15 protein-coding genes and 1 tRNA gene are annotated in these 12,291 nt (G+C 65.1%); 10 read left to right on the forward strand and 6 right to left on the reverse strand.

From position 1 onward, the window contains the following. Positions 1–26 precede the first annotated feature (26 nt). The 7 genes from ACK8CP_RS12710 (at position 27) to yacG (ending at position 3,935) form a co-directional block, all read left to right on the forward strand. Complete coding sequence (locus tag ACK8CP_RS12710) at positions 27–479, forward strand: DUF2948 family protein (RefSeq protein ID WP_128292194.1); 453 nt, start codon at positions 27–29, stop codon at positions 477–479. Positions 480–498: 19 nt separating this feature from the next. Then, positions 499–1,791: a histidinol dehydrogenase gene (gene hisD / locus ACK8CP_RS12715; RefSeq protein ID WP_414832049.1), complete on the forward strand. Its 1,293-nt coding sequence runs from the start codon at positions 499–501 to the stop codon at positions 1,789–1,791. Between the two features lie 12 nt (positions 1,792–1,803). Continuing rightward, positions 1,804–2,283, forward strand: coding sequence for a UPF0262 family protein (locus tag ACK8CP_RS12720; RefSeq protein ID WP_234629653.1), 480 nt, complete (start codon positions 1,804–1,806; stop codon positions 2,281–2,283). Further along, positions 2,280–2,738: a low molecular weight phosphatase family protein gene (locus tag ACK8CP_RS12725; RefSeq protein ID WP_414834255.1), complete on the forward strand. Its 459-nt coding sequence runs from the start codon at positions 2,280–2,282 to the stop codon at positions 2,736–2,738. The genes ACK8CP_RS12720 and ACK8CP_RS12725 overlap by 4 nt, the downstream gene beginning before the upstream one ends. A gap of 87 nt (positions 2,739–2,825) precedes the next feature. Then, entirely contained in the window at positions 2,826–3,044 is a 219-nt protein-coding gene (gene infA / locus ACK8CP_RS12730; RefSeq protein ID WP_028482718.1) for a translation initiation factor IF-1, read from the forward strand. 55 nt (positions 3,045–3,099) lie between these two features. Further along, positions 3,100–3,738: a Maf-like protein gene (locus ACK8CP_RS12735; RefSeq protein WP_128292190.1), complete on the forward strand. Its 639-nt coding sequence runs from the start codon at positions 3,100–3,102 to the stop codon at positions 3,736–3,738. Then, positions 3,735–3,935, forward strand: a complete 201-nt coding sequence (yacG, locus tag ACK8CP_RS12740; protein WP_234629655.1) for a DNA gyrase inhibitor YacG — start codon at positions 3,735–3,737, stop codon at positions 3,933–3,935. Before ACK8CP_RS12735 ends, yacG begins: the two co-directional genes overlap by 4 nt. A gap of 64 nt (positions 3,936–3,999) precedes the next feature. On the opposite strand, the gene ACK8CP_RS12745 is transcribed toward yacG, so the two are convergent. Together ACK8CP_RS12745 and ACK8CP_RS12750 are read right to left on the reverse strand one after the other, a co-directional pair. After that, entirely contained in the window at positions 4,000–4,443 is a 444-nt protein-coding gene (locus tag ACK8CP_RS12745) for a hypothetical protein (protein WP_414832050.1), read from the reverse strand. Positions 4,444–4,768: 325 nt separating this feature from the next. Next, positions 4,769–5,005 (reverse strand): hypothetical protein, encoded by a 237-nt coding sequence (locus ACK8CP_RS12750; RefSeq protein WP_414832051.1) that lies wholly within the window; start codon positions 5,003–5,005, stop codon positions 4,769–4,771. Positions 5,006–5,224: 219 nt separating this feature from the next. Here ACK8CP_RS12750 and ACK8CP_RS12755 point away from each other — a divergent pair. Both ACK8CP_RS12755 and ACK8CP_RS12760 read left to right on the forward strand, forming a co-directional pair. Next, positions 5,225–5,300 (forward strand) — tRNA-Phe (locus tag ACK8CP_RS12755). A 1,064-nt stretch (positions 5,301–6,364) separates the two neighbouring features. After that, the gene (locus tag ACK8CP_RS12760) at positions 6,365–6,763 is read left to right on the forward strand and encodes a hypothetical protein (protein WP_414832052.1); all 399 of its coding nucleotides are present in this window, start codon (positions 6,365–6,367) and stop codon (positions 6,761–6,763) included. A gap of 21 nt (positions 6,764–6,784) precedes the next feature. Here the strand turns inward: ACK8CP_RS12760 and ACK8CP_RS12765 are convergent, their stop codons facing one another. From ACK8CP_RS12765 to ybaK, 3 genes are all read right to left on the reverse strand, one after another. Continuing rightward, positions 6,785–7,132 (reverse strand): ArsC family reductase, encoded by a 348-nt coding sequence (locus ACK8CP_RS12765; RefSeq protein ID WP_414834256.1) that lies wholly within the window; start codon positions 7,130–7,132, stop codon positions 6,785–6,787. A 110-nt stretch (positions 7,133–7,242) separates the two neighbouring features. Further along, positions 7,243–8,667 (reverse strand): DUF763 domain-containing protein, encoded by a 1,425-nt coding sequence (locus ACK8CP_RS12770; RefSeq protein WP_414832053.1) that lies wholly within the window; start codon positions 8,665–8,667, stop codon positions 7,243–7,245. A gap of 87 nt (positions 8,668–8,754) precedes the next feature. Next, positions 8,755–9,228: a Cys-tRNA(Pro) deacylase gene (gene ybaK, locus ACK8CP_RS12775; protein WP_414832054.1), complete on the reverse strand. Its 474-nt coding sequence runs from the start codon at positions 9,226–9,228 to the stop codon at positions 8,755–8,757. 211 nt (positions 9,229–9,439) lie between these two features. Between ybaK and ACK8CP_RS12780 the strand changes: the two genes are divergently transcribed. Next, on the forward strand, positions 9,440–10,813 hold the full coding sequence (locus tag ACK8CP_RS12780) for a glutamine synthetase family protein (RefSeq protein ID WP_414832055.1): 1,374 nt from the start codon (positions 9,440–9,442) through the stop codon (positions 10,811–10,813). Positions 10,814–10,843: 30 nt separating this feature from the next. Here the strand turns inward: ACK8CP_RS12780 and hutW are convergent, their stop codons facing one another. Further along, positions 10,844–12,226, reverse strand: coding sequence for a heme anaerobic degradation radical SAM methyltransferase ChuW/HutW (gene hutW, locus ACK8CP_RS12785; protein WP_414832056.1), 1,383 nt, complete (start codon positions 12,224–12,226; stop codon positions 10,844–10,846). Positions 12,227–12,291: the final 65 nt, after the last annotated feature.

Below are 12,291 nucleotides of genomic sequence, written 5' to 3' on the forward strand. Positions count from 1 at the left end.
AATAAGGTCAGATCGGGAAGGGGTTCATGGCTTCGAGCGGTCGTCTGCGTCTCATGGCAATGGACGAGGAAGATCTGCAGATCATCTCCGCGTATGTTCAGGATGCGGTGGTGAAGGTCGGCGACATCAAATGGCTGCCGCAGGAAAAGCGCCTCCTCCTCCCGATGAACCGGTTTGCCTGGGAGGCGGCGCCCGAGCGGCGGGCCCTTTCGCGCGTCTTCGAACGGCGGCGCGCCGTCCTGCATTTCGAGCGCGTGGAAGAGGCGAAAAGCTTCGGCATCGATCGCAACGATGGCGAACGCGTTCTGTCGCTGCTTGCCGTGCAATTCGCTCCGACCGCGGCTCCGGCCGGCGAGGTGACCCTCGTCTTTGCCGGAGATGCGGCCATCAAGCTCAAGGTCGAATGCTGCGAAGCGCGGCTTGCCGATCTTGGCCCCGCCTGGTCGACGCCGCGCCAGCCGCGTCACATGACATCCTGAAGATCGCGGGGCTTGATCCATGGCGCTCAGACTTTCCACGACGGATGAAGATTTCGAGACACGCTTCGCGGCGTTTCTCGCCACCAAGCGCGAGATGGCCGCAGAGGTCGACGAGGCCGTGCGCGACATCATCGCCGATGTGCGCGCCCGCGGCGACGACGCGCTCGCCGAGCTGACGGCGCGCTTCGACAAGGTCGATCTCGAGGCCCGCGGCACCGCGATCGGCCGGGCGGAGATCGAGCGCGCGGTCGAGGACTGCCCGAAAGACGTGCTCGAGGCGCTGACGCTCGCTCGCGACCGACTCAAAGCCGGCCAGGAGCGGCTGATGCCGGAGGATACGCGCCATGAAGATGCGCTGGGCGTCACGCTCGGCACGCGCTGGACGGCGGTCGATTCCGCCGGCCTCTACGTGCCCGGCGGCACCGCCGCCTATCCGAGCTCGGTGATCATGAACGCGGTGCCGGCGAAGGTCGCCGGCGTCGAACGGCTCGCCATGACGGTGCCGACGCCCGACGGCGTCTTCAACCCGCTCGTTCTCGTCGCGGCCGAGCTTGCCGGCGTCGATGAAATCTACCGCGTCGGCGGGGCGCAGGCGATCGCCGCGCTTGCCTACGGCACGGAGACGATCAAGCCCGTCTCCATCATCGTCGGCCCCGGCAATGCCTATGTGGCCGCCGCCAAGAGGCGTGTCTTCGGCACGGTCGGCATCGACATGATCGCCGGGCCGTCCGAAATCCTCGTCATCGCCGATGCCGAAAACGATCCGGCCTGGCTCGCCGCCGACCTTTTGTCGCAGGCCGAGCACGACAAGGTGGCGCAGTCGATCCTCGTCACGGACGATCAGGCCTTCGGCGAAGCCGTCGCGAAAGAAGTCGATCGCCAGGCGGCGCTCCTGCCGCGCCGCGAAATCGCCGAGGCGAGCTGGCGCGATTTCGGCGCCGTCATCACGGTCAAGCATTTCGACGAAGCGGCAGAGCTCGCCGACCGCATCGCGGCGGAGCATCTGGAGATCGCCATCGACGATCCGGAGCGGCTTCTGCCAAAGATCCGCCATGCCGGCGCGATCTTCCTCGGGCGCTTCACGCCGGAAGTGATCGGCGATTATGTCGGCGGTTCCAACCACGTCCTGCCGACCGGGCGCTCGGCGCGCTTCTCCTCGGGCCTGTCGGTGCTCGATTTCATGAAGCGCAGCTCCATCCTCTCCTGCCCGCCTTCGGCGCTTTCCGATCTCGGCCCGGCCGCGATCGCGCTGGCGCGTGCGGAGGGTCTGGAGGCGCATGCGCGCGCCCTCACCATCCGAATGAATCGGTGAGGCGGCCGGGTGATGGCGAATGCGGGGCAGAAGAACCGGCTCGTCGCTGTCCATCTGGATGAATCGATCGGGCGTGGCCCGCCCGATATCGAGCACGAGCGCGCCGTCGCCATCTTCGATCTGATCGACGAGAATTCGTTCGCCCCCGTCTGCAAGGAGGAAGGCCCCTACAAGCTCAATCTGGCGATCGCCGAACGGCGCCTCGTCTTCGACATCCGCAAGGAAGACGACACGCCGGTGATGACGCACATTCTGTCGCTGTCGCCGTTCCGCAAGATCGTCAAAGACTATTTCGTCATCTGCGAAAGCTATTACGACGCCATCAAGAGCGGCTCGCCGCGGCGCATCGAGGCGATCGATATGGGTCGTCGCGGAGTGCATGACGAAGGCTCCCGCCTCCTGCAGGAGCGCCTGAAAGGCAAGATCGAGGTCGATTTCGACACGGCACGCCGCCTGTTCACGCTGGTCTGCGTGCTGCACTGGCGGGGCTGACCCCCGTGGCGGCGCAGGCTTCGAGACAGCCGGCTTCGATCCTTTTTCTGTGCGGACGCAATGCGGTGCGCTCGCCGATCGCGGAGACCCTGGCACGCGAGGCCCTCGGACCCCATATCTATGTCGCGTCTGCCGGGGTCATGCCCGGAAGGCGAGATCCTTTCGTGGATGCCGTTCTCGCCGAAAAGGGGCTGGCGCTCAGCCAGTCGCGGCCGAAAAGCCTGGCGGAGCTGGAAGATCTCAATTTCGATCTTGCCATCACGCTGTCGCCGGAAGCGCATCACCAGGCTCTGGAGCTGACGCGCACGCTCGCGATCGACGTCGAATACTGGCCGACGCCCGATCCGACACAGGCGACAGGCAGCCGCGAACAGATCCTCACCGCCTACCGCGAACTGCGGGACAGGCTTGCCCGAAACATCGAGCAGAGGCTGGTTCAGCCCCGAAAGGGCTGACGAAAGCGGCCTCGACCCCTTAAGAACCGGTTCACACGCTGAAACGTTTGGGGTACGTATCCTCGCCAATCTAACCCAAGGTGATTGATGGCCAAAGAAGAGGTTTTGGAATTTCCCGGTGTCGTCACTGAGCTTTTGCCCAACGCCACCTTCCGAGTGAAGCTGGAAAACGACCACGAGATTATTGCCCACACCGCCGGGCGTATGCGCAAAAACCGCATTCGCGTGCTCGCCGGTGACAAGGTGCTTGTCGAGATGACGCCCTACGATCTGACCAAGGGGCGCATCACATACCGCTACAAATAGCCCGCTGCGGACGGCCTTTGGGCCTCCGCGCGCAGGATTTAAGCCGCCACGGCCAATGAACCGCCACAAGCAACCCCCCGCCCCCCTTGTGCTCGCCTCCGGCTCGCCGCGACGCCTGGCGCTGTTGGACCAGATCGGCATCATCCCCGATCGCCTTCTCCCCGCCGGCATCGAGGAAACGCCGGAGCGCAAGGAATTGCCGCGTTCGATGGCACGGCGGCTCGCCCGGACCAAGGCGGAGGTGGCGGCCCGGGCCGCCAGACGCGACCCGGCGCTCGAAGGCGCCTATGTGCTCGCCGCCGATACGGTGGTGGCGGTCGGTCGGCGGATTCTGCCGAAGCCGGAAGTGACGGACGAAGCCGCAGCCTGCCTCAGGCTCCTCTCGGGGCGGGCGCATCGCGTCTATACGGCGATCTGTCTGCTGACGCCGAAGGGCGCGACGCGGCAGAAGCTCGTAGAAAGCCGCGTGCGCTTCAAACGTCTGTCGCGCAGCGAGATCGAGATCTATCTCGCTTCGGGCGAATGGCAGGGGAAGGCCGGCGGCTACGCCATCCAGGGCCGTGCCGGGGCTTTCGTCGTGAAACTCATCGGCTCTTATTCCAACGTCGTCGGACTGCCGCTGTTTGAAACCATGAACCTTCTCGCCGGCGAGCATTTCGACGTCTACGAACGCTGGACGGAGCCTGCGGCATGAGCGCACGCCCGACGCGGCCTCGTCGCGGCCCTGCCGTCGAACGCTGCCCGATCTGCGGCAAGCCGGCGAGCGCCGAGGAGGCGCCCTTCTGCTCGACCCGCTGTCGCGAGGTCGATCTCAACCGCTGGCTCGGCGGCGCCTATCGCATTCCGGGCGAGGCCGTTCGGGAGCCTGGCGGCAGCGACGACGAGGATTGAGGCCGGGGCCTCGCCTCAGGCCCGATATCGGGGCTCTTTCGGATGAACGGGTCGGTTGCGCCGCTCAGGCGGCGGCAAAGCCCACATGTGCGTCCATTTTGCCGGCGCGCGGTTCGACCGCGAAGGAGCGGACCGTGCAGCCGTGCCGCTTCGCGAGGCGATCGCTGGCGCGTTTGGCAAGCTCGCTCGCCCGCTCCAGCTTGTAGCCGAAACGCCCGTCCTCCATGCCGCAGGGCACGAGGTCGCGGAAAATCAGCCGCTCCAGCTCCTCGGCGCGCAATTCGCTGAGGGCGTAGTCGAGCGCGAGGATCAAATCCTCTTCCGCCTGCGATCCCCCCAAGAAGTCGGAGACCACCACCTCGCCGCGGCCAGTCTTTTCAAGACGGACGAAGAAGAACGCATCGCCATCCGCGGTGACCTTCACGGAGAAGGCGTCGGCCGTGACGCTGAAGACGGACCGCTCTGTATCTTCAACTTCTTTTGGTACAGCGAATAGATGCGCCGCCATTGCCCCGTCTTCCGCTCAAGAATTTGTTAAGGTTATGCGGGGCTTTGGCGGCAATTTCAACGTCATCCGCCGCGCGAGCGTTCTCTGACCTCCCGCAAGAGGCGACTGCGGACGCGGCAGGCAGATCTTAGAAGTGATCTGAAACAAAGGGCAGTTCGTTGAAAAAGCGCACGGTCTCGTTCGGCCGTGGCGCCCGCGCTCGCCCCCTCGGAGGGAACCCGCAGACGATCACAGGGTGTGACGAATTTTCCTGCGAACCCGATTTTTCTGTGGGGATCGCCGCAAATTTCGTTGCCGCCCGCAAAAGAGGCGCGGGTCGCGCGGCTCAGCTCAGGGCCTGCTCCGGCCGGCGATTGAAGGGATCAAGGCCCGGCTGGCCGTCGAGCGACCGCAGAAGCGCGATGGTTTCGATGACCGTACGGAGATCGACACCCGGCAGAGCGACGAGGAGGCTTTGCGGCCTTCGCGCCTCGGCCTCCGGTCCCTTCCGGCTCGCCTCGATCGGGTTGGCCCTCTCGGCCCCCCCGGCTCCCACGTCTTTCGGCTTTGCGAGATCGCCCATCGCTTCGCTGCCCCCCGCACTCTCCTTGGACGCAGCGGCGTAAAATTAGCTTTAAGGGCGGCCCCCGCCGCGCCGCCAAAAGCGCGCCGACGGCGACGCGACAACGATCCACGCCTTAACGCGCCAGACGGCTGGACAGCGGCGGCGACGTCTCCTATAAGGCCGATCGCTTCGGGCTGATCGCCCGAGCCGCCGGAGGCTCTTCGCCTCGCCGGCCATGCCCAGGTAGCTCAGTTGGTAGAGCAGCGGACTGAAAATCCGCGTGTCGGTGGTTCGAATCCGCCCCTGGGCACCATTCTCCCGAAGAACTTTCCGCGACTGTTCGCCTAGAGACGACCCTGGATGTCTGTAGCGTGAGCTGCACGAATCGCATGTCTGGCTGGCTGCGGGATCCGGTCCGCATCCGCGTTGAGACTGCGCAACCGCTCAAATTCGCGCTCTATGGTTCACTCTTCCGCACGGAGAAGCCAAGCAATACCCCCGCCCGCCGCGAAGCCACATACGGCTACTATTGCCATGTTAACCCAATGACCGAATGGTAGGTTTAATTCTATAACGACCCCAACGACGATTATTATCAAGTAATACATAAAAAATTGCAGAAATTTACTCATTACCGTCGCATCCAAATGACCTAGGCTGTGCAACTGTCGGATTGACTAAACCTCAACAAAACAACCCAGTCAAAACTGCAAAACGTCCCCGAAGACACATCGGCCAGAGGCCTCGAACACAGGTGGATCTCGCGACGACCATGATCTTCGGCGAGACGCGTTTTGAGGAAAAGAAGCGCAGCCGCGTTGTCCGTCCAATGCCACCAGCCAGGCGTATCGGGGCGGCCCTGTCCGTCATCGCCATAGCCCTCTCCCAGGTAAGGCGCTCGAAACGTTTGGCCTGAAGCGCCGCGAGCGTGGTCTCCAGCGCCTTCTTCAAACGACCTTTGAACAGATAGATTTCGTCGTGAAATCCTCGGATTGCGATCCGATCGAGGCAAGCTGCAGAGAGCGCTCCGCCTCGGCACTCATAGCCCCCCATTTCGCTCCTGAGCGCTTTTCGTATTCCTCCGACTTGAGCCGACGAGAAGCTCTGTGGGCGCTGCAAGCAGCGTCTCTATGCTCACCCCACCCGCTCAGGATCTTAACGCCGATCCGCAGCGACCGTTCAGCTTGATTGACACTCTGTCATCGGACCGTCATGAGACATTCGCAGTCCCATGATTCCCTCCCAAACATATCCTTCTGTTCCGCGCTGGCTCGGCTTCGGCGTCGCTTTGTCGGTGATCGGCATCGCAATCGGCTGGTTCGTCGAGACTCAGACGTCTCATGCCGCAGCCTGGTTTGCCGAAAACGGCCCTGTGGAATGGCCGCCTGCGAAAGCCACACTTTTGATGGCGGCGCGTGCATCGAAAGATCGTGGAAGGCCGTCCTCTTCAGCGGCGGCGCCGCCGTCGCTCTCATCGGCCTCTTCTGGCGGCGCGATGACATCGCGGAGATGATCAGGCCGCGCTGGTTCCTCGCCTTCTGGCCGCTCGGCATCGCTGCGCTCCTGCTGTTCATCGGCGAAGCCGGCGAGGACTTCCACCACGAGGGGGTGGAGGAAATGCTCGAATTCGCGGCCTATCTCTACGCGCTCTGCTTCGGCGTCTGGGTGCTCCGGCATACGCAATCGGCGAGTGTCCATGCCCGCCCTGATCTCACGGGATTTCAAGCCGCCGAGACGCGGGGCGCTCCGCAATCACACCCACATCCGCAGGGATGAGCGCCCAAATGCGCTCGCGCCTCACCCGAGCGCTTTTTCATATTCCTCCGGCTTGAAGCCGACGAGAAGCCCTGTCGGCGCCTCCAGAACCGGGCGTTTGATCATCGAGGGCTGCTCCAGCATCAGCGCGATCGCCTTGTCGCGGTCGAGATCCGCCTTCTTCTCGTCCGGCAGCTTGCGAAACGTCGTGCCGGCGCGGTTCAGAAGCTTCTCCCAGCCGGCCGCATCCGCCCAGCCCTGAAGCCGCGGCTCCTCGATGCCCGCCGTCTTGTAATCGTGGAAGGCGTAATCGACCTGATGCTCGTCGAGCCAGGCGCGCGCCTTCTTCATCGTCGTGCAGTTCTTGATGCCGTAGATGGTGGTCAAAATCGTTCTCTCCGCTTGCCTGCGCCTTTGAGAGCGCCCCGTTCCATAGCGCATCGTTCCATAGCGCATCGGTGTCGCGCCGGCAGCCTCCGTCCCTCGCGCAAGGGTCACGCTCAGCCAGAGCGCCTTTGCCGGCCTCGCGCGGGCGCGGCGCTCGAAAGATCAGCCCCAGAAGAATCAGCGGAGAAAAGATCGCCCGTAAAGAGATCGTCCGTCGGAGGCGCCGATTTTTGGCCGCGCACGGGCTTGGCCGCGGGCGCGCCTTCGCTCCTGGCCTTCCCCGGCCGCCGCGCCGCCGCCTGCACCTCGCTTTCCCAGCCGAAGACGCTGCGCCCGCCATAGGCTGCCGCATGGCGCATCTCTTCGCCGGTATATTCGGCAAGCGTCGGGCCGTCCGCCACGGTTTCGAGCCGCCTTGCCTCCCGGTCGAGGCGTTTGATGGCATCGAGCTTGTCGTCCTGGCCGAGCTTTGCCCGATCGACGGCCCGCCGCATGACGCGGATCGTCTCGTCATAGACTTTTGTGGGCACCGGAAAGGGATGCTGGTCCTTGCCGCCATGGGCGAGCGAGAAGCGGGCCGGGTCGGTGAAGCGGCAGGGCGCGCCATGCACCACCTCCGCCACCATGGCGAGCGAGCGCACCGTGCGGGCGCCGACGCCCGGCGTCAGGAGCAGCTCGGAAAAATCCTGCGGCCCGCATTCGGCGGCGGCGGCGAGCGCCCCATGAAGCCGCCGGCTCACCACGTCTTTCGGGCGCACATCGTGGTGCGCGGGCATTATGAGATGCGGCAGAAGCGGCGCCTCTTCCTCGGCCGCCGCAGGCTCGGGCCTGCCCTCGAGGGCGGCATATTCGCGGACGATGCCGGTGACGCCGACATCGCGCAGAAGATCGATCTGGCGCTCGCGCGAGGCGGCCGCGCGGTGGTCGGCGAGATTGACGATTCTGCCCTGATTGCGGCCTTCGATCGCCGCATGCGGCGCATCGACGAAACTTGTCAGATCTTCCGACAGCCAGTGATAGCGGCGGGCAAGCCGCGTCTCACCGTTCATCCCCTGCTGAATGACCACCCATTTGCCGTCGTCGGTGACGATGAAGCCGTGCAGATAGAGGTCGAACCCGTCCTGTAGCGCGGCACAGTCGACCTTGGCGACGAGGCGGCTCGCGCGCGAAAGCGCCGTCCCATCGAAGCCGACACGCCCACCGATCGCCACAAGCTCGTCGGGGGTCTTGCGCGAATGCCGGCCGCGCCCGCCGCAGACATGCAGCCCGAGCTCGCCCGAAAGCGGCGCGAGCCCGCGCTTCAAGGCACCGATGACGGAGGTGGTGATGCCGGAGGAATGCCAGTCCATCCCCATGACGGCGCCGAAGGACTGAAACCAGAAGGGATGGGAGAGCCGGCGCAGAAACTCGTCGCGGCCGTAATGGTGGACGATCGCCTCCGTCATCACCGTGCCGAGCGCCGTCATCCTCTGCCCGAGCCAGGCCGGGACACGGCCATTGTGAAGCGGCAGATCGGCACTGCCGGCGCGTCGGACCATCAAAGGCTCCGTCAGGAACGAAAGAGGAACTTGTCTAGCATGCCGGCCGCGGCCTGCCTACCGCCTCATCCCGCAATCGGAGCGCGGTCAGGCAATCAGCGCCGCCGCCTTGGCGCCGAGGGCTTTGAGCGCATCGGCCGGTGCGAGCTCCACCATGACGCCGCGCTGGCCGCCATTGATGATGACCTGTTCATGCGCCATCGCCGCCTCTTCGATCGCGGCCGGCACCTTGCGCTTCTGCCCGAAGGGGCTGATGCCGCCGACATGGAAGCCGGTCAGCCGCTCCGCCGCCTCCGGCTTCATCATCTCCGCATGCTTGCCGCCGAAGGCCGCCGCGACCTTCTTCATGCTGAGCTCGCGGTCGGAGGGAATGACGGTGCAGACGGGCTTGCCATCGACCTCCACCATCAGCGTCTTCAGCACGCGCTCCGGCGCGGCGCCGATCGCCTCGGCCGCCTGCAGGCCGATGCGGGCCGCGTCGGGATGGTACTCGTAAAGATGCACGGCGAAAGCGACACCCGCCCGCTTCAGAGCCAGCGTCGCCTGGGTGGTCTTGGACATGCGCCTTCTCTGCCTCCTTCGTGCGGCCCGGCCAGCACCGCAAAGGCCCTACGAAGGGACGTGCCTGCAAGGCTTGCGGGAGGCGGCTGGCTGGTGGATAGGGCGTGGTCCGCGGCATCGTCAATCGTCCCGCGGGGCACACAGGCGACGCTTTCAGGTCCGCGCGGCGGATGATTCCCGCCACGGCACAGATAACACAGAGGAAACCGGCATGAGCGGCAGGCTCACTTTGGAGGAATTGAGGGCCCTTGCTGCGGCCGGCGAGATCGATACGGTCCTCTCCGCGCAGATCGACATGCAGGGGCGCCTCATGGGCAAGCGCTTTCATGTCGATTTCTTCCTCGACCACGCCTGGAAGGAGAGCCGCTCCTGCAGCTATCTGCAGGCGACCGATCTCGAAATGACCACCGTCGAGGGCTACCGGTCGGTGAACTGGGTGACCGGCTACGGCGATTACGTCATGAGGCCGGATCTCGCGACGCTGAGGCGGGTCCCCTGGCTCGAAGCGACGGCGCTCGTCATCTGCGACGTCCTCGATCCGCAAACCTTGGAGGAGGTGCCGCATTCGCCGCGCGCGCTGTTGAAGAAGCAGCTGAAGCGTCTGGAAGCGATGGGCCTTCGCGCCATGACCGCCTCGGAGCTCGAATTCTTCATGTTCAGGGAGAGCTATGAAGAGGCGGAAGCGTCCGCCTTCCAGAAGCTCAACACCTTCAGCGCCTATAACGGCGACTACAACATCTTCCAGAGCTCCAAAGAGGAAGATGTCATGCGCGCCATCCGCAACGGCCTCGCCGGCACCGACGTGCCGGTGGAAGCGACCAAGGGCGAGGCGGATGCCGGCCAGGGCGAAATCAACGTCCGCTATTCGGATGCGCTGACGATGGCCGACCGCCACGCCATCATCAAGAATGCGGTCAAGGAGATCGCCTGGCAGAAGGGCCGCGCCATCACCTTCATGGCGAAATGGGACACCGATCATGCCGGCAATTCCTCCCACATCCATCAATCGCTGACGAGTTTGTCGGGCGAACCGGTCTTCTTCGACCCGGACGGCGAACACGGCATGTCGAAGACGATGCGCGCCTATGTGGCGGGCCTCCTCGCCCATACCCGCGAGATCACCTATTTCCTCGCGCCCTACGTCAATTCCTACAAGCGCTTCACGGCCGGCACGTTCGCGCCGACGCGGGTCTTGTGGTCACTCGACAACCGCACGGCCGGCTACCGTCTGTGCGGCGAAAACGGCAAGGCGATCCGCATCGAATGCCGGATCGGCGGGGCCGATCTCAACCCGCATCTCGCCTTCGCGGCCCTGATCGCCGCCGGGATCGACGGCATCGAAAAGAACATGCCGCTCGAAGAGGTGTTTCTGGGCGACGCCTACAGCGCCGACGACCGCGCGGATCGCGACGTCCCGAAGACGCTGCGCGAGGCGATCACCGCGCTCGAAGGCTCCACAATGCTGCGCGAAGCTTTTGGCGAGGAGGTGATCGAGCATTACCTCCATAGCGCGCGCTGGGAGCAGCACGAGGCCGACCGCATCGTTACGGATTTCGACCGCCGCCGCGGCTTCGAACGCGCCTGAGGGCGTGCCGGCCTTTCGGCGGCCGGCGCGTCATCCGCCCGCCGTCTCGGCCTCGCACAATTGCGCCTGAAGCCATTCCAGCAGGTTCTGCGTCAACGTCACCTGCCAGAAGCGGCCGGCGAGCGTCAGGCGGAGCCGGCTCTTGTCCGCCTCGACCAGCCCCGCCCGCTGCCATTGCGCGAAGAGGGGCGCGAGCACGACGTCGCCTTGAAGCCCGGCGCGGCGTTCGAGCTGCGCCGACAGCCAGGCGACGTTGAGCCGCCCGAGCTCCATCTCGCTCTTGATCAGACTGAAGAGGTCGTGGTTCTCCGGCTGCCGCGTCAGCCGGCCGACGACGCAATGGCCCGCGGAGATCGCCTCCTGATAGGCGCGCAGATCATCGCCGATACCATAGGAATACCCGCCGAGAGAGCCTCCGGCGCCCGCCCCGAACGCGAGGCATTCCGCGCCCGATTTGACGGCGTGGTTGTAGATGTTGCGCTCGCGTTCCCCCTGCCGCCAATGCGTCGTGGAGATCGAATGCCAGCCCGCCCGTTCAAACACCTCGCTCGCTTCGGCATAAAAGAGGCCGAATTCGGCGCGGTCCATCGGCGGGAACTTGCCCTTGTCGATCGCGGCCCGCAGCGGCGCGTGCGGGATGAGCTTCAAGGAATAGACATCCGCCCCGTCGAGACCGATGGCGATCGCCGTCTCCACGTCGTTGCGAAAGGCCTCGAGCGTCTGACCGGGCAGGCCGTAGATGAGATCGACGACGATCGCGCCGCCATCGGCTTTCACCAGCCGGTCGAGAAACGCGATCAGCTCCTCGCGCGAGGCGCGCCGGCCGAGTGAGCGGCGAAGGCGCGTGTCGAAGGTCTGGACACCGAGCGAGACGCGGTTGGCGCCCGCATCGAAAATCGCCGCGATCTTGTCGTCATCGAAGCTGCGCGGCCGCCCCTCCACCGTGATCTCGCAATCGGGCGCGAGCGGCAGATATGTGCGCACCGCCGTGATGAGCCGGGCAAGATCGGGCGCCGAGAGGACGGTCGGCGTGCCACCACCGAAATAGACGGCGTCGAGCGCGCCTTCCGCCTGATAGGGCAGACCGGCATCGCGTTTCAGATGCGCGATCAGCGCGTCGACATAGGCTGGGCCCGCCTCCGGTCTCCAGGCGTTCTGATAGAAGCCGCAGAACAGGCAATGGTTTTCGCAGAACGGCACGTGCAGATAGGCGACGCCGTTGCGGGCGCGCGGCCGGCGGGTGAGCTCCCGCCACGTGGCCTCCCGGCTCTCCTCCGGCACCATCTGCGCGCCGAAGGAGGGATGCACCACGCGCTTTGCACCAAAGGCGTTGCGCAGCGGCGTGCCGTCTTCGGCGGCGAAGAATTCCTGCATGCGCCGCGCGGCCGGCGCCGTGATCTGAACGCTCTCCATATCGAGGTCCCCCCTCGTCCGTCTAAATCTCCCAAGGCGCATGCGGAAGGCCCGCGGGGATGAGC

The sequence above is a fragment of the Afifella sp. YEN Y35 genome (assembly GCF_047553465.1).
Taxonomy (GTDB): domain Bacteria; phylum Pseudomonadota; class Alphaproteobacteria; order Rhizobiales; family Afifellaceae; genus Afifella; species Afifella aestuarii.